The sequence below is a fragment of the Paractinoplanes atraurantiacus genome (assembly GCF_900215205.1).
GTDB lineage: Bacteria > Actinomycetota > Actinomycetes > Mycobacteriales > Micromonosporaceae > Actinoplanes > Actinoplanes atraurantiacus.
Window position 1 is genome coordinate 1 of the sequence record NZ_OBDY01000034.1, and the last position, 24,012, is coordinate 24,012.

A 24,012-nucleotide genomic window follows, 5' to 3' on the forward strand; every position below is an offset into this window, starting at 1 on the left:
GCTCTGCTCGCGCCCGCCCCGCTCTGCTCGCGCCCGCCCCGCTCTGCTCGCGCCCGCCCCGCTCTGCTCGCGCCCGCCCCGCTCTGCTCGCGCCCTACGCTCCGTCTCTTTGGTCATTCGCCGCAAGCTGATCGCCGTCCTCGCCAGCCGTACCCTGCCCTAGAGACCCAACCCCAGGGACCTAGCCTCCTAGGATGCTTTAGAGGCGGTGCGGGCGGTCGCGGACGGAACACAGGCGAGCGGCGACACAAAACTCCGGGCGGTCAGTAGCCCTGACCGGTGCTCGTCGGCTGCGCTCTAAACTCCGATGCGGGCTGGTCAGCGAGTGGTGACCGCTGCCCTTCAAGGTGGACCGATGCGACGAACATTCCTAGCGGCCGCGCTGGCCGCACCTTTCCTGGTCGGCGTGGCTTCTCCGGCGGCCGCGAGCGGTACTGGATCTCTGGCCCTTCCTGGGGCCGCGACTTCAGCCCGATCCGTAGCACTCTCCAGCGCGCCGATGGCTGTGCCTGGGGCCGTCGCGGGTGCCGGGTGGGTGCCTGCGCCGACGCCGCCGTTTTCGCAGGTGGCTGGGCTTACCTGTGACTTTGCGTTTCGGGCTGAGCCGGTCGTGGACGAGGTGGTGACCAAGGTTCTGCGGCGCTATCCGGACGGGACCGTCCAGTGGGACGCCTACAAGGGTGCGCTTGTCGTGCGGGTCACCAACAGTGAGAACGGGCGGTCGTACGACGCTGATGTGAGTGGCAGTGCTGTTGTCGAGCATGCCGTCGACGGTGACGAGACGTGGAATGTGGTCGGGCCCGTGCTGCTCGGTGTTCGTGACGGGGGCGGGAACATTCCTCGAGGGCTGTGGGTGATCGACGGGGTGTACCGGCTCGCCATCTCGGCTGACGGCTATCGCACTGTCACCATGGTGCACGGCCGCCGGTACAACGTTTGTGACCGACTGTCTTAATCGGACGTCCGGGCTGGATTTGTTGGCATCCACGTACTTCAATGGTCGGTGTCCGGCAGCCGAGCGTGGGAGCGAGCATGACCGAGCCGTACGGGTGGGTGCCGGAGGGCGTGGACATCACCGTGCCGGACGCGTCGCGGGTCTACGACTACACGCTCGGCGGGGTGCACAACTTCGCGGTCGACCGGGAGTTCTGGCGGCGGGTGGAGACGATGTTCCCCGAGGCCCGCCTGGTGGCGCGGGCCAACCGGGCGTTCCTCGGGCGGGCCGTGCGGTGGCTGAGCGCGCGGGGTGTGCGGCAGTTCCTCGACATCGGGTCGGGCATCCCGACGCTGGGCAATGTGCACGAGGTGGCGCAGGAGGCCGACCCCGAGGCCCGGGTGATGTACGTCGACATCGACCCCATCGCCGTGCAGCAGAGCCGGGGTCTGCTCGCCGGGAACCCGTACGCCAAGGTCATCGAAGCCGACCTGCGCAAGCCGGACGGCATCCTGTACCACCCGGAGGTTCTCGACCTTTTCGACTTCTCCGAGCCGGTCGCCGTGCTCACCGTGGCCGTCCTGCATTTCGTGCCGGGCGAGGACGACCCGGCCGGCATTCTCCGGCGGCTCGGTGAGCCGCTCGTCTCCGGCAGCTATCTGGTCGTCTCCCATCTCGGGCCGGAGGTGACGCCGGAGGGCCGCGAGGCCCAGGAGCGGGCCCGCAAGCTGTACGAGAAGACGCCCACCCCGGTGGTGATCCGCACCAGGGAGGAGATCGCCGGGCTGATCGGGGGCGACTTCGAGATCGTCGAGCCGGGCGTGGTCAGTGCGACCGAGTGGCACGCCGACCCGGACGAGTCCGGCGATCCGCCGCAGCACACCGCGCTCGTCGCGCTCGCCCGGAAGAGATGAGCATGGAGGATCCCCTGGCGGGGATCACCGACGATTGGTTGCGCGGGGTCGTCGCCGCCGGCTTCGTTCCCGGCGTACGCTCCCGGGTCCGCGCCGCCCTGCGCGACCTGCTGGAGGAGTTCGTCGCGGCCGTGCGGGCGGAACCCTTCGACCCGGCGCGCGGCGCCCGTATCGGGGCCGAGCTGGTCGATTTGCGGATGTCGGCGCCGCCGGTGCTGGGCACGACCGTCGCCTTGTTCGCCGGCCGCCTGCCGGCCGCGATCGCCGGGGCGGACGGAGAGCAGGGGCGGGCGCGGACCCTCGGGCCGGGCGGCGAGCAGGGGCGGGCGCGGAGCCTCGGGGCGGACGGCGAGCAGGCACGGGCGCGGGTCCTGGCGTTGCTCGAGACGCTGACCACCGGGTTCGTCGCGGCGCAGCGGGACGCCGCGCTGCGGGCGGCGGAGCAGATGAACCGCGCCGAGAAGATCCACTGGCGTGGGGTGCAGCTCGACCTGCAGCAGCGGTTGCAGCGGGCGCTGCTGCACCGGCCCGATACGGGCCTGCCCAACGAACAACATCTCCGTAAACACCTGGCCGAGACCATCGCCGTGCGGTCGGGCGAGCGGCTGGGACTCTGCCTGATCAGCCTGGACCGCTACGACGAGGTGACGGACACCCTCGGGCCCGAGAACGGGGTTCGGCTGCTGGCCGAGGTGGCCCGGCGGCTGCGGCCGCTCGGCTTCCTGGCCCACCTGGCCGACGACCGGTTCGCGATCCTGCTCGCCGGCACGAGCGGGGTGGACGATGTCGTCAAGGTCGCCGACCGCGCGATCAGGCTTCTCGCCCAGGACGCGGCGGTGACGGTGGGGGTGGTGGAGCGGGCGGCCGCCGGCACCGACCCGGACACCTGGCTGCACGACGCCCGGCTCGCGCTGCGCTGGGCCGGCCACGACGAGCGTGGTCGCGGGGTGGGTGTCTTCGAGGTGGGCCGGGCCGAGGAGGACCGGCGGCGGCATCGGCTGGCCGCGGCGCTTCCGGCGGCGCTGGCGGCGGGGGAGTTCACGCTGCAGTATCAGCCGTTGGTGCGGCTGGCCGACGGGGCGGTGATCGGGGTCGAGGCGCTGGCGCGGTGGCGTCGGCTCGAGCCGCGCCAGTTCATCGCGATGGCGGAGCGTACGGGTGTCATCCACGAGCTCGGCCGGAGTCTGCTCGAGCAGGCCGGCCGGGCCGGCGCCGCCCGGGCCGATCTGCGCATGAGTGTCAACGTGTCGCCGGTTCAGCTGGCCGCGCCCGGGTTGGTCGCCGCCGTCGCCGGCATCCTGCACCGCACGGGTATGCCGGCCGAGCGCCTGCAACTGGAGATCACCGAGACGGCCGCGGTCATCGAGCATCGAGCGGTCCTGGACCGGCTCGCCGCCCTCGGGCTGCGGCTGGCGCTGGACGATTTCGGCACCGGCTACTCCAGCCTGGCCGAGCTCGCCTCGCTGCCGTTCGCCGAGGTGAAGCTGGCCGCCGAGTTCCTCACCGCGCACGGGGAAGTGCTGCGGCATGTCGTGGGGCTTTGCCATGCGCTCGGGGTGACGGTGACCGCCGAGGGCATCGAGAGCGGCGAGCAGGCGCGGGCGCTGCGTGAAGCCGGCTGTGACCACGGGCAGGGGTATCTGTTCGGGCGGCCGCGGGCGGGGCTTCCCTGAGGGCTGTCCGCCATCCGACATCGGGGGCGTTCGGCGGTTTCGGCGGCGGATCGGGAATATGTTTGATCGGCAATCCCGGGAAGAAACAAGCCGCGGCGAAACCTGTCCTTTCAAAGATCGGGAAACGCCATGAAAACTCATTCCATTCTGCGCCGTCTCGCCGTGGTGGTCTCGGCCGCCGTCCTCGTGATCGCGCCGACCACGGCCGCTCAGGCCGCGACCATCACGTACCGCAGCGAGCTCAACCACAAATGCCTGGAACTGTACAACTTCAACAACGCGAACGGCGCCGACGTCGTCACCTGGGACTGCTGGGGTGGCGCGAATCAGGGCTGGTATTGGGACGGCCAATACATTCGCAACGCGATGAACAACAAATGCCTGGAGATCTACGGCTTCAACGGCAGCAACGGCGCCAAGGTCGTGCTGTGGGACTGCTGGGGCGGCGCCAACCAGAAGTGGTACCGCGACGGCAAGCAGATCCGCAGCGTGATGAACCACAAGTGCCTGGAGATCTACGCGTTCAACGCCAACAACGGCGCGAAGATCGTGACGTGGGACTGCTGGGGCGGCGCGAATCAGCAGTGGTATTAGCACCATGCGGCCAGGGAGACGGCCCGGCACCGTCTCCCTGGCGCCGGGCCGCGTTCGCTCACGATCGATACGGTGGGGCGCGTGGTGCGACGTGCGGTGGTTCTGCTGGTTCTGGTGGCGGCTCTGACCGGGTGTCAGAGCGACGAGGACAAGGAGGCGGCCGTACGGGCCGAAATCTTCGCGGCGATGAAGTCGGTGCCCGGCGTGCAGCGCTCCGCGGTGGAGACCCATGCCGGTGACGACGGTGTCGAGGTCGACGCCGAGGTCACGGTGACGCCGGCCGGGCAGGTCGCCGAGACCGTCAAGCGGGTGCGGGCGGTGCTGGTGGAACCGGCTGACGTGCACGGGGTGTCGCTCAGGCTCTTCGTCAAACGAGGGCCGGGCGAGCACGATGGCCGCTGGTATTACGGGACCGCCGCCTCCGGCGACTTCGACAAGCAGGCCGACCTGTGGGGCCGGGCCATCGAGAGCGGCGACTACCGGCGGGTGGGGGTGCTCTTGCAGTCCACCACGCGGTTCCAGATCTTCACGCAGGGCTGGACGGGGGACGCGACGAGCCGTCCGAGCGCTGCCGACTCGTACCGCAAATTGGTGGAACTGACCGCAAGCGCCGGTCTCAGCGTGACCGAAGTCAATGTGATCGCCGAGCCCACGGAGCAGGCCCGGGTGGAGAGCGACGGCACCGAGGCGGTGCCCGAGCCGCTGCTCGTCGCGGCGGAGAAGCTCGGCCCGGAGTCGTGGGTGCTGCGACGGCGGACGGCCCCGCACCTTCAGGTCCGCCTCTACCGAAAGCTGACCACGCGGGACCGGGACAAGGTCATCGGCACTCTCGGTGAGGCTGGGCTGCTAACAGCGGATCTTGAGGTGTACGAGGGGACGGGCACCTCGAAGCGTCTGTGGCCGACCGCCTGAGGCGGGCCTCGAGCGCGGCCGTGCGGCGGCGGTCGATCAAGGCGTGGAGGCCGGCGGCGTCGGCCAGGACGGCGAGGACGATGAGCAGCGCCGTCGTGTGCGAGCCGCCTCCGGTGACGACTCCGGAAAGGTCGATCAGCGCGCCGGCCGCCGCGAGCGTGGCGCCGGCGATGCGGGCCGCCGACGCCACGGGTAGCCGGGACACCACGATCAGCGTCGGCAGGGCCAGCGCGACGACGATCAGCAGCAGCGCTTCGGCCCGCGGTAGGGACGAGGGCGCCAGCGCGAGCCCATGCCCCAGCCCGAAGACACCGGCGACCAGGGGCTCCCGCCCTCCGAAGATCGGCCGGACCGCGTGCGCCACTCCGGCCAGGATGCCGATCGCGATGATCACGTCGACCACCCGGGCGGGCGGGTGGACGGGCGAGAAAGCGCCGACGGCCAGGGCCGCCGCGAATACGAGGGTGATCCGCCCGATCCGTCTCACGGCCGTGCGGCCGCCCCCGGCGAACAACGGCGCCGGCAGCATCAGGACGAGGACGAACAGCAGATGTGCAATCATAGGAAAAGTTGAGCTCTCCGGGGTGCGAATTCTCCCCGGAATCATCAACAATGGGTGCGGCAAAAATCAAGCACTGTTTTTCATAGGTGCTCCACAGCTGTTTCCGACACAATTTTGAAGAAAACCGGTTGCCGGGAAAAGGGCAGGCGAGCAGGCTGTCCGCCATGCTGCCACCTGAGACCATCGACGCCGGCGATCTCGTGCTCCGGCGCTGGGTGCCCGAGTTCGCCGACGAAGCCACCGAGGCCGTCCGCGAGTCGCTGCCCGAGCTCGCGCCGTTCATGCCGTGGGCGTCGGGCGCCTACGACCTCGAGGCCTCCCGCGACTTCATCAAGAGGTCGGCCGAGAAATGGGACACGGCCACCGAGTTCAACTACGCCATCTTCACCGCCGACGGCGACCTCGCGGGCTCGATCGGCCTGATGACCCGCCGCGGCCCGGGCCGGCTGGAGATCGGCTACTGGATGCGCACCCGCTTCGCCGGCCGCGGCCACATGACCACCGCGGTCCGCGCCGTCAGCGAGGTCGGCCTCGGCCTGCCCGGCATCGACCGGGTGGTCATCCTGCACGACGCGGCCAACGGCGCTTCCGGTGCCGTCGCCGCCAAGGCCGGCTTCACCGAGATCGAGCGGGTGGCCCGCGAGCCCGAGGCCCCGGGCGAGACCGGCCTCGACGTGGTCTGGGAGCGTAAGGAGCGCTAACCATATCATCCGTTACGATGCGGCGATGAGCACTGGCGTCGTGGTGATCGCCAAGACTTTTCGCGACGCGTTCGCCGGGACCGGTCTCCGGAAGGCACTCGCGGCTACGACGTCACCCTGGCCGGCGACTGCCACACCACCGAGGATGCCGAGCACGACGGCGTACGGATCCTGGCCGCGCAGATCATCGCGCACAACAATCTGTGGCTCTCCACCCTGCGCTACCCGGGGCAGGCGTTCTCGGTCGACAATCACGACGAGGTCGATCTCGGCTGAAAGCGGCTCAGCCGGACGGCGGAACGGCCGAAGGGGGCAATGAGCCCTACATCGGGAGGCCGGGATGTTCAGGCGCTGCGCGGCGCTGATCGCCGCCGTTCTGCTCGCGGGTGTCTCCGGGTGTGCCGGTGACGACATCGACGCCGTGGCGGCGCCGGACCCGGGGACCATCGGGATCGCGCTGCCGACCAAGGACAGCGCGCGCTGGATCGCCGACGGCGACAACATGGTCAAGCAGTTCGAGGCGCTCGGTTACAAGGCCGATCTGCAATACGCCGACAACGACGTCGGAACGCAGCAGGACCAGCTCGACGCGATGATCGCCGCGGGTGACCGGGCGCTGGTCATCGGTTCGATCGACGGCACGCAGCTCAAGTCGCAGCTGCAGGACGCCCACGACAAGGGCATCCCGGTCATCTCGTACGACCGGTTGATCCGCGAGTCGGCGAACGTCGACTACTACGCCAGCTTCGACAATTTCAAGGTCGGGGTGCTGCAGGGCCGTACGATCGCCAATCATTTGAATTTGGCCAAGGCGAAACGTCCGTACCGGATGGAGCTTTTCGCCGGCTCGGCCGACGACAACAACGCGCGGTTCTTCTTCAACGGCGCGATGAGCGTCCTGAACCCGTACCTGAAGAACGGGACCTTGAAGGTGCCGAGCGGGCAGACCCAGTTCGCGAAGGTCACCACCCAGCAGTGGGACGGCAAGGTCGCCGCCGCCCGCATGGAGAAGCTGATCAAGGCGAATGACGCCACCCTCGACGCTGTGCTCTCGCCGTACGACGGGATTTCCCGCGGCATCATCGAGACGCTCCAGAAATACAAGAAGAAGGTGCCCGTGGTGACCGGGCAGGACGCCGAACTCGACTCGGTCAAGCTCATCAACCAGGGTGTGCAGACCGAGACGGTCTACAAGGACACCCGGGAACTGGCGAAGGTCACCGTGCAGATGACCGACAAGGTGCTCTCCGGCGAGACCCCCGACATCAACGACACCAAGACGTACGCCAATGGGGTGAAGGTCGTCCCGGCGTTTCTGCTCCAGCCGGTCAGCGTCGAGAAGGCCAACCTCAAGACGGTCCTCATCGACGGCGGCTACTACAAGGAATCGGACCTGGCGTGAGCCGTTTGCAGACGAGGCTCGCCGCGGCGTTCCTCGACCGCCCCGTCGCGGTCAAATTGACCGGCCTGGTCGTGGTGAGCCTGCTCGGGCTGATCACCTGCCTGGCCGTCAGCACCTGGTCGTCGTGGCAGGCCAACCGCACCGCCGAGCGGCTGCAGCGGCTCAACCTGGCCGGCACGTACGTGCTCCAGCTGGACCGGATGGCCAGCGAGCTCAAAGCCAGCGGCCTGCAGGCGATCGTCCGTGAGGTCCCGGCCAACCAGGCCGCCGAGCTCGACGACCAGGTCGACCGGACCCAGGGCCTGCTGACCGACCTGGCCGCCATCGAACTGCCGGCGAACCAGACGGCGACGGTGTCGAAGCTGACCACCGTCTACACCGAGTACATCGACGTGATCACCCGCTACGTGGCCGGGGCCGGCAGCGACCCGCAGACGGCCCGCCTCGGCTGGGCCCAGATCGGCGTCGACAACTACCTCGTGTCGGCCGTGCTGGAGAACGCCCGCGACGAGTTCGCCCGCGTCGTGTCGGCCGCCGAGAAGTCGTCGGCCGCCCAGCGCGCCGACGGCAACCACGTCATGTGGGTGGCGGTCGGCCTGGCCGCGCTGGCCGTGATCGCGCTGGCCTGGATCGTGGTCCTCTCGGTCACCAAACCGTTGGTCCGCGTACGGCGGGCGTTGCAGGGCCTCGCCCGCGGCGACCTGACCGTCACGGCCGACGTGACCACCCGCGACGAGGTCGGCCTGATGGCCCACGACCTCGACACCGCCCTGGCCGACCTGCGCGGGGTGGTGAGCGCGGTGACCGGCGCCGCCGGCGAGGTGTCCGGCGCCTCGGCCCGGATGTCGTCGACCTCGGAGTCGATGACCGGCGCCATCACCGAGACGGCCCGGCAGAGCGAGCTGGTGGCCGAGACCGCCTCGGTCGTCTCGCACAACGTGCAGACGGTGGCGGCCGGCGCCGAACAGATGGGCGTGGCCATCACCGAGATCGCGCAGAGCGCGGCCGAAGCGGCCCGGGTGGCGTCGCAGGCGGTGTCGATCGCCGAGCGCACCACCGAACAGGTCGGCAAGCTGGGCGACTCCTCGGCCGAGATCGCCACCGTGATCCGGGTGATCACGTCGATCGCCGAGCAGACGAACCTGCTCGCGCTCAACGCCACCATCGAGGCGGCCCGGGCCGGGGAGAGCGGCAAGGGCTTCGCGGTGGTGGCCGGCGAGGTGAAGGAGCTGGCGCAGGAGACGGCCCGCGCCACCGAGGACATCTCGGCACGGGTGCAGCAGATCCAGGCCGACACGGCCGGCGCGGTCGAGGCGATCAGCGAGATCACCTCGGTCATCACGCAGATCAACGACTTCCAGACGACCATCGCCAGCGCCGTCGAGGAACAGACCGCCACCACGTCGGAGATGAACCGCGGCGTCGCGGCGGCGGCCGAGGGCATCGGCGGCATCGCGGCCAACATCGACGGCTTGGCCGGGGCGTCCCGCGTGACGAACGACGGCGTCGCGCAGTCGCGCGACGCCGTCAGTGAACTGAGCGAAACGGCCCACCGGCTGCAGACGCTGGTGGGCCACTTCCGCGTGTGACCTAGAGGGCCAGCCTGATCGTGCGGACCTCGAACGGGGTCAGCTGGAGCGTGAGAGCGTCGCCGGCCGCCTCGATGGGCCGCTCGAGCAGCGACACCGTCTGCGCCGACCGGACGTCCGTGTGCACCACCAGCGTGCCCGTGGCCCGGCGGCCCTGGGACTCGTAGACGCGGACGATCAGGTCGCCGCTGCGGTCGTCGGCCAGTTTGACGCCCGAGACGACGATGCCGTCGCCCTCGACCGAGACCAGCGGGTCGAAGCCGTGGTCACCGGTCACCACCCGCGCCGGCAGGTTCATCGCGATGCCGGCCTCGGTCGCCTCGGCCACGCCGGCCCCGATGACCAGGCCGTACGAGCAGGTCTGCGCACCCTGGTCGGTCTCCGGGTCGGGGAAGCGCGGCGCCCGCAGCAGCGACAGCCTCACTGTCGTGGTCACGCCGTGCTCCTCAGTGGAGTCGCGCGTCTGGTCGTAGCCGTACGTCGAGTCCGTGATGAGCGCCGCGCCGAAGCCCGGCTCCTCCACGAGCACGTAGCGGTGCATGGAGGCCTCGAACTTGGCCGCCTCCCAGCTCGTGTTCGTGTGCGTGACCCGCTTCTGGTAGCCGAACTGGGTCTCCGCCGCGACGTGCTCGGCCTGGATGGCGAACGGGAACGCGACCTTCAGGAACTTCTCGGTCTCGTGCCAGTCGGCCTCCTGGTCGATCCGCAGCGTGCGGCTGCCCGGCGCCAGCGTCAGCGTCTGCTTCACCCGCGACTTCGAGAACTCCCGCACGATGGTGACGTGCGCGCCCTTGTCGTCCTGGCTGAACTCCAGCGACGCCACCGCGCGCAGGTCGGTGACCTTGTTGCGGTAGAAGCGGTCCACGTCCCACGCGTCCCACTGGTTCGGGAAGTCCTGGTGCAGTTGCAGCAGGTTGGCCTCCTGCCCCGGGGCGATCGCCTCACGCCCGGTCGCCAGGTCCACCGCCGAGGTGATCAGGCCCTGGTCGGAGACGGTCACCGACACGATGCCGTTCGACAGCACGTTGCCCTCGAACGAGACCTCGCCCTGGACCGGGCCGACGACCGAGGCGGCCAGGCCGGGCACGCCGTCCCGGGTGAAGGGTGACGGGTTCAGCACGAGGGGCAGGTCGCCTTCACCGACGAGCGCGGCCTGGGACTCCGCGATCAGGTCAAGAGCGGCAACCCGGATTCGTTCGTACGTGGCCACGGCCTCCCGGTGCACCCACGCGATCGAGGTTCCCGGCAGGATGTCGTGGAACTGGTGCAGCAGCACCTCCTGCCACAGAGCATCGATCTTCTCGTACGGGTAGGGGACACCGGCCCGTACGGCCGCCGTCGCCGCCCACAGCTCGGCCTCGATGAGCAGGTGCTCGCTGCGCCGGTTGCCCTGCTTGGTCTTGTGCTGGCTGGTCAGCGTCGCCCGGTGCAGCTCCAGGTAGAGCTCGCCCACCCACACGGCTGGGTTCGGCAGCTCGGCCCGTGCCTTGTCGAAGAAGTCGTTCGGGTGCTCCCACTGGACGGTGGCGCTGCCCTCGAGCGAGCGCAGCCGGCGGGCCCGGCCGGCCATCTCGCGGGTCGTGCCGCCGCCGCCGTCGCCCCAGCCGACCGGGGCCAGCGAGCGCGACGCGAGCCGGCTCTCCCGGAACTGGTTGGTGGCCTTGGACAGCTCCATGCCGGACAGCTGCGAGTTGTACGTGTCCATCGGCGGGAAGTGGGTGAACACGCGCGAGCCGTCGATGCCCTCCCACAGGAAGGTGTGGTGCGGGAACCGGTTCACCTGGTTCCAGGAGATCTTCTGGGTGAAGAACCACTGGAAGCCGGCCCGGCGGATCAGCTGCGGCAGCGCGGGGGAGTAGCCGAAGCTGTCCGGCAGCCACACGCCCTGCGACTCGACGCCGAACTCCTCGCGGAAGAACCTCTGCCCGTACGTGAACTGGCGCACCAGCGCCTCACCGGTCGGCATGACCGTGTCGCTCTCGACCCACATGCCGCCGAGCGGGATGAACCGCCCGGCCTTGACGGCCTCGACCACCCGCTCGAACACTTCCGGCCGGTGCTCTTTGAGCCACGCGTACTGCTGGGCGCTGGACATGCCGTACTTGAAATCGGGGTCGAGCCCGATCAGCTCGGTCATGCCGGCCGCCGTGCGGGCCACCTTGCGAATGGTCTCGCGGACCGGCCACAGCCAGGCCGAGTCGATGTGCGCGTGCCCGATCGCCGACAGGTGGTGCGCGCTCTGCTCGGCCGGGGCGGCCAGGACCTCCCGCAGCTGGGCCCGGGCCTCGGCCGCCGTACCGGCGATGTCCTGGAGGTCGAGCACGTCCAGGGCGTTGTCGAGGGCCTGCAGGATGCGCATCCGGCGCGGCGCGGTGGCCGGCAGGACCGCCTGCAACTCCAGCAGCACCTCGACATCGAGCGTGAGCTCGTACGTCTGCTCGTCGAACAGGGCCAGGTCCATGCGCTTGGTCGTGTAGAGCGGCCGCGGCGACGAGGTCTGGATGTCGCCTTCCTGGGTGGGCAGGAAGGGGTGGTAGTCGAGCAGGACCGGGTTGGCCGCGGCCTCCAGGTAGAGCTCGACGGTGTCGCCGTCGACCGGGATCCACTGGTTGCGCGGGTTGATCGACTTCACCGGGCTGCCGTCGGGGCGGTAGACCAGCGCCTCGCACTGGAAGCCGGGCATGTTGCCGTCGAAGCCGAGGTCGACCACGGCCTCGACGTGGCGGCCGCGCCACTCGGCCGGGACGGTGCCGCGCAGCCGGAACCAGGTGGTGTTCCAGGCCGGGCCCCACGGCGTGCCGACGGTGTACGGCTCGTACGACAGGGCCAGTCCTTCGGCGGGCGCGATGGGCTCGCCGGGCAGGGCGTGGACCTCGACCTCGAACGGCACGCTGCCGGTGTAGACGGCGGGCCGGATGCGCTCGGCCAGGACGCGGGTCGCGCGTCCCACGGTGAGCGGGATGTCGTCGTGCATGTCAGGGCCTTTCGAGAGGACGGCGGAGTTCGGTGATGCCGCGGGCGGAGAGCAGTTCGGCGTCGCCGGCCTTGGACGCGAGGACGATCTGCGGGCCGGCGCCGTCGCCCGCGAGGTCCAGCCACGAGCGGTAGAACTCGCGGCTGGGCCCGGAGGCGGCACGGTATCCGGGGACGGTGTCATCGAGGATGAGTGCCGTCGATTGTTCCACCGTGTGGGATTGCTTGCGAATCTGTTCGATCGTCGCCGCGAAACGCTCACCGGTCGGCTTGACCCGGCCGTCGCTGGTGATCAGCCCCAGGTCGTACTCCAGCTCGGGGAAATCGAGCAGGTCACGCGAGACGTCGTGCGAGCACCACCAGGTGATGCCGGACAGCTCCGGGATCCGCGCGACGTGCCGCAGGGTCGCCTCGAGGAAGTCCGGGGCGTCGGCCTCGGCGACAACGTTGGTCGGCGCGCCGACCTCCTGCAGCCACACCGGCCGGGTGGCGTCGGTGTGCCAGGCAGCGGCCAGCCGGCACAGATATTCGGCGTGCCGTACGGAGCCGGCGCCCATCCCGCCGTGCGTCTGGGCGGCGCCGTTGAACACCCACGAGTGCACGATCGTCTCGTCGCCGTGCTCGACCGCATGGGCCGGGCCGAACGGCTGGGTGTCGTCGTACCAGGCCGCGTCGTACATGGCGTGGGTGACCAGCGTGCCCGGGCGCGCCTCGTCGCGGATGGCCGCGGTCAGCCGGGCCAGCCACACCCCGGCGCCCTCCTCGGTGACCGGGTGCGGGAAGGGGTGCGGCGCGGCCGCGAACTGGTTGGTCTCGTTGCCGACGGTCACACCGAGCAGGTTGGGCCGGCCGGCCACGGCGGCGGTCAGCCGGCGCAGGTAGTGCGCGGTCGAGGTGACCACGTCGGGGTCGGTGAACATGTTGCGGCGGTGCCAGCTCGACAGCCACGCGGGCACGAAGTCGAAGCTGGACAGGTGGCCCTGCAGGCCGTCGACGTTGACGTCCAGGCCGTACTCGGCGGCCAGGTCGACCACCGTCACGACGTCGGCCAGCGCGCGCGGGCGGATCAGGCCCCGGTTGGGCTGCACGTGCGGCCACAACGGCATGAGCCGGATGTGGTCGACGCCGAGCCCGGCGATCGCCTCGAGATCTTTCCCGACCGACGTCGGGTCGAAGTCGAGCCAGGAGTGGAACCAGCCCGCCGAGGGGGTGTAGTTAACGCCGAATCTCATGGTGCGCTTTCTGTTCGGTGAGTCTGGGCAAGGCCGGTCAGCCCTTCACGCCGCCTTCTTCGACGCCCTTGAAGAAGTACCGCTGCAACGCGCTGAACAGGACCGCGATCGGGATGAAGGCGATCATCGTGCCGGCCGCGATCAGGCGCTGGTCCTGCGTGAACGTGCCGGACAGGTATTGCAGGCCCACCGTCAGGGTGTACTTCTCGGGCGAGGTCAGCACGATCAGCGGCCACAGGAAGTCGTCCCAGGCCTGGATGAAAGAGAAGATGGCCACGACCGCGAGGGTTCCTCGTACGGCCGGAAGTGAGACCCTCAGCAGTCGCTGCGGGACGGTCGCGCCGTCCATGACGGCGGCCTCGTCGATCTCCTGCGGCAGCGAGCGGAAGGCGTTGAACATCAGCAGCACGTTGAGCGCGGCCACCATGCCCGGAAGGGCGACGCCGATGAGCGTGTCGGCCAGGCCGAGGTCGCGGACCGTCACGTACTGGGAGATGATCGTGACCTCGCCCGGCAGGATGAGCGTGGCCAGGAACAGGCCCAGCACGATCTTGCGGCCGCGGAAGCGCAGCCGGGCGATCGCGTAGCCGGCCAGGGTGGCGAACAGGATGTTGCCGCCGACGGTCAGGACGGCCACCAGCAGCGAGTTGCCGATGTAGCGCCAGACCGGGATGGCCTCAGCCACCTGGCTGTAGTTGTTCAGCGTCGGCTCGTGCGGGATGAAGCTCGGCGTGCGCGTGTAGATGTCCTCGCCGGCGCCCTTGAGCGAGGTGGACAGCTGCCACAGGAACGGGCCCACCGTGATCAGCAGGACGAACAGCAGCAGGACGTAGCGCAGGACCTTCTCGCCGGTCGAGGGCTCGCCGATCTTCTTCACGAGTCACTCCGGTTGTTGAGGCGCGCGAGGACCACCATCGGCACCACGGTGACGACGAACAGCAGCACGCTCAGCGCGGAGGCGTACCCGAGGTTGCCGTAGAACCCGCCCGCGTACTGCTGGATCAGCATGACCAGCGACTGATCCTTGCCGCCCGGGCCGCCCTTGCCGCCGGTGAGGATGTACAGCTCGGAGAAGACGCGCAGGGCGGCGACGCTCACCAGGACAGCAACCAAGAACATGGTTCCGCGTACGCCCGGAACCGTGACCGTCAGGAAGCGGCGCACCGGACCGGCGCCGTCGATCGCCGCCGCCTCGTGCAGGTCTTTGCGGACGTTACCCAGCGCCGCCAGGTAGACGATCATGTAGTAGCCGAGCCCCTTCCAGACGGTCAGGCTGATCGCGCTGATCAGCACCAGCCAGCGGTCGGTCAGAAACGGCACCGGTCCCTGAATGACGTGCAGCCACCGGGCCAGGTTGTTGATCAGGCCGCGGTCGTCGAGCAACCAGGTCCACATCAGGCCGACCACCACCGCGCTGGCGATGACGGGCACGTAGAAGGCGGTCCGGAAGAACGCGATGAACGGCAGCTTGCGCTCGACCAGCACGGCCAGCAGCAGCGGCAGGATCGTCAGCAGCGGCAGGCAGATCGCCATGTAGATCGCGCTGTTGAGCAGGGCGGTCCAGACCTGGCCGTCGTGCAGCAGCTCGGTGTAGTTCTCGACGCCGACGAAATCGGTGTCGCCGCCCAGCGGCTTGGCGTCGGTGAACGACAGCCGCAGGGTGTTGATGGAGGGCCAGACGCTGAACACCAGCAGAAAGGCCAGCGCCGGGATGGTGAGCACCCACGGCGTGAACCAACGATGTGTCTTCACAGGGTCTCCTAGGAGGTGGCGGCCGGCGCTATCGGGGGGACCCACCGGCCGCCACCAGCTCCGTTACTGCTTGCTCAGCAGCTGGTTCATCCGGGCCACGGCGTCGTCGAGCGCCTTCTTGCTCGTCTCGTCGCCCTTGACCGCCAGCGCGATCTGCTGGTCGAGCAGCGTCTGCATGTCCGAGTTGACCTCGTACGGGATGAGGTTCTTGGCGTCCTTGAGCTCGCCGAAGGCGAGGGCCCGGGCCTTACCGCCCGGCGTGCCGTCGTCCTTGCCGAAGTAGCTGTCGTCGGCGGACGCGATGGTCGACGGGAAGACGTTCACGATGTGGCCGAACTTGTTCTGGTTGTCGGCGTTGGTGATCCACTCGGCGAACGCCTTGGCGGTCGCGGGGTGCTTGCTCTTGGCCGACACGCTCACGCCCTGCACGTACAGCGGCGGGGTGTCCAGGGCCTTGCTGACCGCGATCTGGCCCTTGAGGCTCGGGTTGTCCTTCTCGAAGTCGGCCAGGCCGGTCGCGCCGCCGGTCGTCCAGGCCACCTTGCCCTGGGTGAACAGCTTCGAGTTGCCCTGGTAGTCGCTGTTGAGCACGCTCGGCGGCATGTAGCCCTTGGCGTACGCGTCGCGGTACTGGTCGACCAGCGCGGCCGCCTGGTCGGTGTTGAAGACGAAGCTTTTGCCGTCGTCGCTGACGATCGGGATGCCGGCCCGCACGAAGTCCGACACGTCGGGCTTGCGGCTCATCAGGTAGTCGTCCGGGCACTTGGCCTTCATGGTGGCGGCCTGGGTGAACAGCTCCTGGGTGGTGGCCGGCGGCTTGTCCGCGTCGAGCCCGCACGCCTTGAACTGCTTGGCGTTCCAGTAGTCGAGGTCGGTGTTGAGATACCAGGGGTAGCCGTAGACCCCGTCCACACCCTTGAACTTGTACGCGTCGACCGCGCCCTGCACGTACGTCTTGGTCAGGTCGTTGTCCTTGCTGACGTCGACCAGCAGGTCCTGGCGGGCCAGCGGCAGCGCGAAGTCCGGCGGCAGGTTGACCACGTCGGGCAGCGTGTTGGAGGACGCCTGCGCGAGGACCTTCTCCGAGTAGCCGTCGCCCGGCTGGTCGAGCAGCTTGACGCTGGTGCCCGGGTACTTCGCCTGGAAGCCGGCGATGACCTCGTTGAGGTAGTCGGTGAACTTGGGCGTCAGGGCCCAGGTCTGCAGCGTGATGCTGCCGGTGATCTCGTCGCTCTTGGCGCTGTCGTCGCCGCCACCGCAGGCGGCGGTCAGTCCGAGACTGAGAGCCGCCACGGTGGCGACGGCTGCTTTCGTGATTCGCATGGTGGTGAAGCTCCTGAGCCAGAGGGGGCGTCGACCAGGAAACGTCGGCGAAACAACATCGTGGGTAACTAAAGCGCTATAGTCAACGCTTCCTTTATTTTTCTTTTTTGCTCTGCCTGCTGGCTAAACCGCTATAGCGGGAGTAGCGTGCGCGCCGTGGGTAACAGGCCGACCATCGCGGACATCGCCAAGCGCGTGGGCGTCTCGCCGGGCGCCGTCTCGTTCGCGCTCAACGGGCGGCCGGGCGTCAGCGAGCAGACCCGCGCGCGCATCCTCGAGGTGGCCCGCGAGATGAACTGGCGGCCCCACCGGGCCGCGCGGGCGCTCGGCGGCGCCCAGGCCGGCGTCGTCGGCCTGGTGCTGGCCCGCGACCCGCGCACGCTGGGCTCCGAGCAGTTCTACACCCAGATCCTGTACGGCATGCAGGACATGCTCTCGGCCCACTCGTCGGCCGTGCAGATGCAGCTGGTCCGCGACACCACCGCCGAGATCAGCCTCTACCGGCACTGGGCGTCCGAGCACCGCGTCGACGGCCTGGTCCTGGTCGACCTCCAGCTCGACGACCCGCGCATCGCCGTCGTGCGCGAGCTCGGCCTGCCCGCGGTCACCCTGGGCCTGCCCGGCGAGCCCGGCCAGCTGCCCAGCGTCTGGGCCGACGACGCCGAGGCGATGACCACGATCGTCGACTACCTGGCCGCCCTCGACCACCGGCGCATCGCCCACGTGGCCGGCCCACCCGTCTACCAGCACACGGCCCGCCGCGCGGCGGCGCTGCGGGCCCAGGTGACCGAGCGCGGCCTGCACGCCGGCGAGTCGGTGCCGACCGACTTCAGCGACGCCCAGGGCGCGGCGGCCACCAGGGCGCTGCTCTCCCGCGCCGAGCGCCCGACGGCGATCGTCTACGACAGCGACCTGATGGCGGCGGCCGGCCTCGGCGTGGCCCTGGAGATGGGCATCGAGGTGCCCCGCCAGCTGTCCATCGTGTCCTTCGACGACTCGGTGCTGACCCGCATCGTCCACCCCGCCCTGACCTGCCTGTCCCGCGACACGCACGCGCTGGGCGCCCAGGTCGCGACAACGCTGCTCGAGGCCATCGCCGACGCGTCCTTCCGCGAGAGCGTCCGCACCGAGACCCCGCACCTGGTCGTGCGCGGCAGCACGGCCCGCCCGCTGTCCTCCCGCTAGCTTTCCTCTGTCCCTCCTTCGTCCCTCCCTCCCTCCTGCTTTCCTCTCCGCTGAGGCGCGCCCTCGCCCCCCGCTGGGCGCGCCTCAGCCCCGTAACATCCACGGGCATGACGGCTTATCTCGTCGGAGTGGCCCTGTTCCTGCTCGCACTGACCCTCTCGGTCGCCCTGCACGAGGCCGGGCACATGCTCACGGCGCGCGCCTTCGGCATGAAGGTCCGCCGCTTCTTCGTCGGCCGCGGCCCCACGGTCTTCTCCTTCAGAAGAGGCGAGATTGAGTACGGGGTGAAGGCCCTGCCCATCGGCGGCTTCTGCGACATCGCGGGCCTGACCGCTCTGGACGAGCTGACCCCCGAGGAGCGGCCGCGCGCCATGTGGCGTTTCCCGACCTGGAAACGCACGGTGGTGATGGTCTCGGGCTCGGCCGTCCACCTGCTGATAGCCCTGGCCGTCCTGTACGGCATGGCCATCAGCACCGGCCTGCCCAACCTGCACCCCTCCGACGACCCGATCGTCGCCTCGACCACCTGCGTCACCGCCACCTGTTCCCCCGCGTCGACCGCCTGCGCCGCCGCCACCTCGGCCTGTCCCGCCGCCGAAGCCGGCCTGCGCCCCGGCGACCGGATCGTGTCGGTGGCCGGCACGCCCACCCCGCAGTGGGCCGACGTCCTGACCGCCGTCCGGGCCGCCGCCGGCCCGACCCCGCTGACCGTGCGGCGCGGCGCCGACACGCTGACCCTCACGGTCGACGTCGCCCGGGTGACGACCCCGTCCGGCGAGGTCGGCATGATGGGCGCGACACCCCAGCCGCCCCCGGCCCACCTGCACTACGGCCCGCTGGCCGCCACCGGCGCCACCCTGGCCTTCACCGCCGACATGGCCTCGAACACGGCCGCCCAGCTGGCCGCCTTCCCCCAGCGCCTGCCATCGGTCATCGACGCCATCACCGGCGGCGAACGCCACCCCGACACCCCGATCAGCATGGTCGGCGCCAGCCGCCTGGGCGGCGAGGCGGTGGAGCGCGGCCTGTGGGAGGTCTTCGTCCTCCTGCTGGCCAGCCTCAACCTCTTCATGGCCGTCTTCAACCTGCTGCCCCTGCTCCCCTTGGACGGCGGCCACATAGCCGTCGTCTGGTACGAGCGCCTGCGCGACACGATCCGCCGCCTCCGAGGCCGCGGCCCCGCCGGCCCGGTCGACTACACGAGGCTGTTCCCGATCACCATGGCGGCGTTACTGGTAGGCGGCGCCGTCATGCTGCTCACAGTGACGGCGGACCTGGTGAACCCGATCCACCTCTCCTGATCCCGAACCCTCAGGTCCCCCCACCGGTAGCCGATCGGTTGCCTCGACGTAGCAGCGCGAGGCCCCCGGGACGGAAACCATGACAGCCGAACCACAGACCGGCACCCCTTGGAACCCGGACCCAAGCCAAACCCCTTCAGGCCTCCCCACGTACGGCTACGTGCCGCCCACCGCAGCCCCCACCACCCCGGCCCACACCTTCGCACCTCCGCCGCCAGGCGCACCGGCCCACGGTTACGGGCAGTCGAGCACTTCGTCATACGGCCACGCGGTACCGAATCCGCCGTCATACGGCCACGCGGAACCAGCCGCGCCGGCATACGGCGAGGCGGAGCTGGGCGCGCCGGCATACGGCGGGGCGGAGCTGGGCGCGCCGGCATACGGCCGGACGGAGCCGGGCGCGCCGTCGTATGGGCCTGTGGAGCCGGGCATGTCCTCGTATGGCACGCCGGGCGCGCCGGTATACGGCTACGGCGACCCGGCCGGAGCCGAGCGCGGCTACCAGCAGGTGGCGGCTTCACCGGGCGTCTACTCGCAGGCGGCGGCTTCGCCGGTGGGCTATCCGCAGGCCGCGGCTTCGCCGGGCGGCTATTCGGCGCCGGCCTATCCCGGGTATGCGCCGTCGGCGGGGCCGCTCGGCTACCAGCAGGCGCAGCCGTACAGCTCCGGCTACGGCGCGGCTCGCTCGGTGATGTCGACGGGGAAGCCACCCGGCTTGGGCTGGGTCATCGTGGGCACCGCCGTGATCGGCGCCCTGGGCGCGTTCATCGCCTCCAACAAGGCGAAGAAGGCGGCGGCCGTAGGCGTCTCCGCGACGAGGTACTGGGTAGCGTTCGGCGTGACGCTGGCCGTCGTCTGGGTGTTGAGCATCGTCAGCTATTTCACCTTCGGCGGCTTGGACGGCCGGCTGACCCGGGCCCAGCTGGAGAAGTCGATCGTGGCCCAGGCCGAGATCAGCGACGCCAACGGCTTCGCCGTCAGCGCGACCGACGCCACCTGCGTGGCCGCCTCGGTGGACTCTCGCGGCGCCGGCACGTACCAGTGCGTGATCGAGTTCGAGAACGGCGCCCGCCAGTCGTACCAGGTGACGGCCGACTCTGACGGCCGCTGGGTCACCTCGAACGACAACTGACCGGCAACTGGCACCGGCGACCGGGTGACCATCAGACGAGGCCTGACTGGTAGGCGAAGACGACCAGTTGGGCTCGGTCGCGGGCGCCTAGTTTGATCATTGCGCGGCTGACGTGGGTGCGTGCCGTCGCGGGGCTTACTACCAGCTCTTCGGCGATCTCGTGGTTGGTGAGGCCGCGGCCGACCAAGGTGACGATCTCGCGTTCTCGCTCGGTGAGGCGGTCGAGCTGCGGGTGGGGCGCTGTCGGGCGGATCGCCCGGCCGGTGAACTCGCGGATCAGGGTCTTGGTGACCGACGGGGCCAGGAGCGCGCCGCCGTCGACGACCGTGCGGACGGCGTCGAGCAGGGCGGCCGGTTTTGTGTTTTTGAGCAGGAAACCGCTGGCGCCGAAGCGCAGGGCGTCGAAGACGTATTCGTCGCGCTCGAAGGTCGTCAGCACGATCACCCGCGTGTCGGGCAGCGCCGGGTCGGCCACGACGCGCCGGGTCGCCTCCAAGCCGTCGATGCCGGGCATCCGGATGTCCATCAGGATCACGTCTGGCCGGGTGTCCCGAGCCACCTCGACGGCGGCCAGCCCGTCGGCCGCCTCCCCGGCCACCGCGAAGCCGTCCTCGCTCTCGAACAGCACCCGCAAGCCCATCCGCACCAGATCTTGATCGTCGGCGATCAGCACAGAGATCACAGCGCCTCCCGACGCGGAGACGACCCGAATGTCGCCGGAGAAGGCCGCACCGGCGAGTCGGGTGGCGCCACGAGGCGGGCGGCTCGGAAGGGTGGGGCGGGAGGTTCGGTCGTGGCGTGGGGGAGGGCGGCGTGGACGGTGAAGGTGGTGGGTGAGGTGGAGGTGGCTTGCAGGGTGCCGCCCAGGTGTTCGGCTCGGCGGCGCATGCCGGTGATGCCGAAGCCGTCGATGTGGGGGAAAGGCGGGGCCGGGTTGGTTATGCGCAGGTCGACGGCCGTGGGGCTGTGACGGATGGTCACTGTGGCCTGGCGCTGGGCGGCGTGCTTGAGGACGTTGGTCAGGGACTCCTGGAGGATGCGGTAAGCCGCCGCGTCGGTGGCGGGAGGCAAGGCGGCGGGTGAGCCCTGCACGGTCAGCGTTACCGAGACGCCGGCTGTGCGGAGGCGGGTGCACAGGTCTTCGGCGTTGGCCAGGCCGGGGGACGTGGGGGCGCCGGCGAGGGTGGCTCGCAGCTCCTCCAAGGCCTCGTCGGCGGCGGCGCTGATCGCGGCCAGGGCCTCGTGGGCCTGGGCGGGGCGGGTGTCGCGCACGTGCAGGGCTATGTCGGCCTGCATCTGGATCGCGGCCAAGCCGTGGCCGACGACGTCGTGGACCTCCTGGGACAGGCGCAGGCGCTCGGCGTCGGCTATTCGCCGCTCGGTCTCGGCGCGCTCGCGGGACTGGGCCTCCACGACCAGGCGGCGGGCCGCGCCCAGCGTGAACGGGACGATCACCCACGCCGAGCCGGGGGCCAGGCCGACCAGGCCCGGTGGGCCGGTGAACGTGTGGATCAGCACGATCGCCAGGGCGGCGACGGCCCAGGGCAGGGCCCGGCGCAGGGGCAGGCGGCGGCCCACGGCATGGACGGCGACGCCGAAGGACAGCAGGATCGGGCCATAGGGGAAGCCGGCGATCAAGTACGCCGACGTGGCGGTCGCTACGACGATCAAGGCGGGGCCGGGCAGGGCGCGGCGCAGCGCGGTCGCGCCGGCGGCGACGATCACCAGCAGCGCGGTCAGCCACGTGACCTCGGCGAACCGGCTGAACAGCGGCAGGGTGCCCAGGCCGACGATCAGCAGCGCGACCGGCACGGTCGCGGTGCGGAGGCGCTGGAGCGGGGGCATGCGTCCACCTTGCCGTAGTGGGGCGGGAAGCACATCAACCCACGGTCGTACGTTCCCGGACGTACATCCCAGCGCCGGGAAAGACGAAGACTAGGGCGATGAGACGTCGCAAACTCTGGCTCCTGATCCACATCATCTCGGCCGGCGTGTGGATCGGCGTCGACGTCATGGTCGCCGTGCTCGTCGCCGCCGGCACGTGGGGAGAGGAGCGGGAGCTGGCCTACCGGGCGCTCGGCACCTTCGTGGTCTGGCCGATGCTGACCTCCGCCCTGGTCTGCCTGATCACCGGCGTGCTGCTCGGCCTGGAGACGAAGTGGGGTCTGATCCGTTACTGGTGGGTGGCCGTCAAACTCGTACTCAATCTGGTCCTCTGCACTTTGATCCTGGTTTTGTTGCGGCCGATGATGCCGGAGCTCCGGGCGTCCGGCGAGGGAACCAGCAGCCTGGCCTTCCCGCCGATCGTCTCGCTGACCGCGCTCAGCCTCGCCACCGTCCTGTCGGTCTACAAGCCGTGGGGCCGGATCGCGCGCAGGAGGCCCTGAAGCCGCTCCCGCGAATGGAAATCTTCCAGCACCTCGCCGATCCACGCCGCGGACTCCGGGCGGGCGCCGGCCGAAAGCCAGTTCGAGCCGGCCAGCTCCGCGATGTGGCCGAGCTGCGCGATCAGCATCGAGAAGTCGCCCACCCGGCTGATCCGGGCCGGGCCACCCGCCGCGATGTAGGACGACATCAGGGCTCGCGCGCGACCCGGGTCGGTGCGGCCGAACTCGAACAGCACGCAGGCGAGCTCCTGAGCCGGATCGGCCGGCCCGCTGTTCTCCCAGTCGATGACGCACAGCCCGCCGTCCGGCGTCGGCAGCACGTTGTCGGCCCACAGATCGCGGTGGCACATCTGCAACGTCGCGGGCGGCGTGAGCCACTCCTCCAAGGCCACCAACTCGTCCCGCAGCGCGGCCAGCCGGGCGGCGAAAGGAGCTTCGTGCACCAAAGCAATCAGCTCGTCCCACCGGGCCGCGCCGACCGGCGCCGTGTGCCATGCCTCGACGGGCCCGTGAGCGGGCACGAAAACCCGGTGGATGGCCGCCACCGTCGCACCGACCAGCTCCGGATCCATCAGGGGGTCGGGCGGCCCGAGTTCGACCCATTCGTACACCCGAATGTGCTTGTCGCCGAACAGGGCGCCGTCGACCGTACGCCGGACGGCGGGCGCCGGTACTCCGGCCGCGCACGCCTTCTCCTGGAGAGCCCCGCCGGCAAAGGCCTGAGGATGGAACGGCACCTTGACCGCCCACCGTCCGTCCGAGGTGTCGAGCCGCCACACCTCGCCCTGCCGGCCGCGCGCCACCGGCCCGTCCGACAGCCGCCGGAAGCGGCCCAGCCCGAACAGGGTGCTGATCGACGCACCGTCCACACAGGTACGGTATCGCCGTGAATCCGTTCCTGCAGAAGGTTTATCAGCCCGGCCTCAATGTCGAGCCGGCCACGGCCGAGCTGCTGGCCACCGTGGTGCGCATCGCCAAGGCGAGGGACGTCGTCGAAATCGGCACCGCCAACGGCTGGTCGGCGATCTGGCTGGCCGAGGCCGCCCGGGACACCGGCGGGCACGTGACAACGGTCGACGTCCAGGAGTGGCCCGGCGTCGCGGAGAACCTGTCGGGCTTCGAGGTCGACCGGGTCGTGGCCGACGGCGGCGCCTACCTCGCCGGCCGGAACGACGGTGAGATCGATCTGCTGTTCCTCGACGCCGAGCGGGCCGAGTACGCGTCCTGGTGGCCCCATCCGGCCCGGGTGCTGCGGCCGGGCGGGGTGCTGGCCATGGACAATCCCGGCGAGGCCGCCGATTTCCTGGCGCTGGCCGGGGACTGCTTCATCGGCGGGACGGCGGCGGTCGGGAAAGGCCTTTACCTCGGCTGGCTGAAGCCGTAACGCTGGCGCACAGGCGCCATGTCGCCTTGTGGCCAGTCGTTTTTTCACAACGGCGTAACCAA

Annotated in this window: 22 protein-coding genes; 13 read left to right on the forward strand and 9 right to left on the reverse strand. The window is 70.0% G+C overall.

The window, feature by feature from the left end; all coding sequences use genetic code 11:
• The first annotated feature begins 610 nt into the window (after positions 1-610).
• From CRP55_RS54175 to CRP55_RS44135, 5 genes are all read left to right on the forward strand, one after another.
• Positions 611-955, forward strand: a complete 345-nt coding sequence (locus CRP55_RS54175) for a hypothetical protein (RefSeq protein ID WP_218854985.1) — start codon at positions 611-613, stop codon at positions 953-955.
• Positions 956-1,032: 77 nt separating this feature from the next.
• Positions 1,033-1,848, forward strand: coding sequence for an SAM-dependent methyltransferase (locus CRP55_RS44120; RefSeq protein WP_097328063.1), 816 nt, complete (start codon positions 1,033-1,035; stop codon positions 1,846-1,848).
• Positions 1,849-1,850: 2 nt separating this feature from the next.
• Positions 1,851-3,521: a bifunctional diguanylate cyclase/phosphodiesterase gene (locus CRP55_RS44125; RefSeq protein WP_179855610.1), complete on the forward strand. Its 1,671-nt coding sequence runs from the start codon at positions 1,851-1,853 to the stop codon at positions 3,519-3,521.
• 129 nt (positions 3,522-3,650) lie between these two features.
• The gene (locus tag CRP55_RS44130; protein WP_097328066.1) at positions 3,651-4,115 is read left to right on the forward strand and encodes an RICIN domain-containing protein; all 465 of its coding nucleotides are present in this window, start codon (positions 3,651-3,653) and stop codon (positions 4,113-4,115) included.
• 81 nt (positions 4,116-4,196) lie between these two features.
• Positions 4,197-5,027: a hypothetical protein gene (locus CRP55_RS44135; protein ID WP_143235368.1), complete on the forward strand. Its 831-nt coding sequence runs from the start codon at positions 4,197-4,199 to the stop codon at positions 5,025-5,027.
• Here CRP55_RS44135 and CRP55_RS44140 read toward each other — a convergent pair.
• Positions 4,933-5,589 (reverse strand): HupE/UreJ family protein, encoded by a 657-nt coding sequence (locus tag CRP55_RS44140; protein ID WP_179855611.1) that lies wholly within the window; start codon positions 5,587-5,589, stop codon positions 4,933-4,935. The two genes, CRP55_RS44135 and CRP55_RS44140, sit on opposite strands and share 95 nt — an antisense overlap.
• A gap of 164 nt (positions 5,590-5,753) precedes the next feature.
• Between CRP55_RS44140 and CRP55_RS44145 the strand changes: the two genes are divergently transcribed.
• From CRP55_RS44145 to CRP55_RS44160, 3 genes are all read left to right on the forward strand, one after another.
• Positions 5,754-6,290 (forward strand): GNAT family N-acetyltransferase, encoded by a 537-nt coding sequence (locus CRP55_RS44145; protein ID WP_097328069.1) that lies wholly within the window; start codon positions 5,754-5,756, stop codon positions 6,288-6,290.
• A 340-nt stretch (positions 6,291-6,630) separates the two neighbouring features.
• Positions 6,631-7,692 carry a multiple monosaccharide ABC transporter substrate-binding protein gene (chvE, locus tag CRP55_RS44155; RefSeq protein ID WP_097328071.1) on the forward strand — a complete coding sequence of 354 codons (1,062 nt, stop codon included), beginning with the start codon at positions 6,631-6,633 and terminating at the stop codon, positions 7,690-7,692.
• Positions 7,689-9,281: a methyl-accepting chemotaxis protein gene (locus CRP55_RS44160; protein WP_245923747.1), complete on the forward strand. Its 1,593-nt coding sequence runs from the start codon at positions 7,689-7,691 to the stop codon at positions 9,279-9,281. Before chvE ends, CRP55_RS44160 begins: the two co-directional genes overlap by 4 nt.
• A 1-nt stretch (position 9,282) precedes the next feature.
• Here the strand turns inward: CRP55_RS44160 and CRP55_RS44165 are convergent, their stop codons facing one another.
• The 5 genes from CRP55_RS44165 to CRP55_RS44185 form a co-directional block, all read right to left on the reverse strand.
• Complete coding sequence (locus CRP55_RS44165; RefSeq protein WP_097328072.1) at positions 9,283-12,255, reverse strand: alpha-mannosidase; 2,973 nt, start codon at positions 12,253-12,255, stop codon at positions 9,283-9,285.
• 1 nt (position 12,256) lies between these two features.
• Positions 12,257-13,486, reverse strand: a complete 1,230-nt coding sequence (locus CRP55_RS44170; protein WP_097328073.1) for a glycoside hydrolase 5 family protein — start codon at positions 13,484-13,486, stop codon at positions 12,257-12,259.
• 37 nt (positions 13,487-13,523) lie between these two features.
• Positions 13,524-14,363, reverse strand: coding sequence for a carbohydrate ABC transporter permease (locus CRP55_RS44175; protein WP_097328074.1), 840 nt, complete (start codon positions 14,361-14,363; stop codon positions 13,524-13,526).
• A complete protein-coding gene (locus CRP55_RS44180; protein WP_097328075.1) occupies positions 14,360-15,238 on the reverse strand; it encodes a carbohydrate ABC transporter permease in 879 nt (292 codons plus the stop codon). Before CRP55_RS44180 ends, CRP55_RS44175 begins: the two co-directional genes overlap by 4 nt.
• Before the next feature lie 63 nt (positions 15,239-15,301).
• The gene (locus CRP55_RS44185; protein WP_097328076.1) at positions 15,302-16,561 is read right to left on the reverse strand and encodes an ABC transporter substrate-binding protein; all 1,260 of its coding nucleotides are present in this window, start codon (positions 16,559-16,561) and stop codon (positions 15,302-15,304) included.
• Positions 16,562-16,717: 156 nt separating this feature from the next.
• On the opposite strand from CRP55_RS44185, the gene CRP55_RS44190 reads away from it, so the two are divergent.
• The 3 genes from CRP55_RS44190 to CRP55_RS52530 all read left to right on the forward strand — a co-directional run bounded on the left by CRP55_RS44190 (position 16,718) and on the right by CRP55_RS52530 (position 20,179).
• Positions 16,718-17,746 (forward strand): LacI family DNA-binding transcriptional regulator, encoded by a 1,029-nt coding sequence (locus CRP55_RS44190; RefSeq protein ID WP_097328077.1) that lies wholly within the window; start codon positions 16,718-16,720, stop codon positions 17,744-17,746.
• A 107-nt stretch (positions 17,747-17,853) separates the two neighbouring features.
• Entirely contained in the window at positions 17,854-19,047 is a 1,194-nt protein-coding gene (locus tag CRP55_RS44195) for a M50 family metallopeptidase (RefSeq protein WP_097328078.1), read from the forward strand.
• Positions 19,048-19,477: 430 nt separating this feature from the next.
• Positions 19,478-20,179: a hypothetical protein gene (locus tag CRP55_RS52530; protein WP_097328079.1), complete on the forward strand. Its 702-nt coding sequence runs from the start codon at positions 19,478-19,480 to the stop codon at positions 20,177-20,179.
• A gap of 31 nt (positions 20,180-20,210) precedes the next feature.
• On the opposite strand, the gene CRP55_RS44205 is transcribed toward CRP55_RS52530, so the two are convergent.
• Positions 20,211-20,861: a response regulator transcription factor gene (locus CRP55_RS44205; RefSeq protein ID WP_097328080.1), complete on the reverse strand. Its 651-nt coding sequence runs from the start codon at positions 20,859-20,861 to the stop codon at positions 20,211-20,213.
• Complete coding sequence (locus tag CRP55_RS55895) at positions 20,858-22,024, reverse strand: sensor histidine kinase (protein ID WP_101536250.1); 1,167 nt, start codon at positions 22,022-22,024, stop codon at positions 20,858-20,860. Before CRP55_RS55895 ends, CRP55_RS44205 begins: the two co-directional genes overlap by 4 nt.
• Positions 22,025-22,122: 98 nt before the next feature.
• On the opposite strand from CRP55_RS55895, the gene CRP55_RS44215 reads away from it, so the two are divergent.
• Entirely contained in the window at positions 22,123-22,566 is a 444-nt protein-coding gene (locus CRP55_RS44215) for a hypothetical protein (protein ID WP_097328081.1), read from the forward strand.
• On the opposite strand, the gene CRP55_RS44220 is transcribed toward CRP55_RS44215, so the two are convergent.
• Complete coding sequence (locus tag CRP55_RS44220) at positions 22,527-23,435, reverse strand: phosphotransferase (protein ID WP_097328082.1); 909 nt, start codon at positions 23,433-23,435, stop codon at positions 22,527-22,529. The genes CRP55_RS44215 and CRP55_RS44220 overlap by 40 nt on opposite strands.
• A gap of 17 nt (positions 23,436-23,452) precedes the next feature.
• Here CRP55_RS44220 and CRP55_RS44225 point away from each other — a divergent pair, with 17 nt between their 5' ends.
• The gene (locus CRP55_RS44225) at positions 23,453-23,950 is read left to right on the forward strand and encodes an O-methyltransferase (RefSeq protein WP_245923748.1); all 498 of its coding nucleotides are present in this window, start codon (positions 23,453-23,455) and stop codon (positions 23,948-23,950) included.
• The last annotated feature ends 62 nt before the right edge of the window (positions 23,951-24,012 follow it).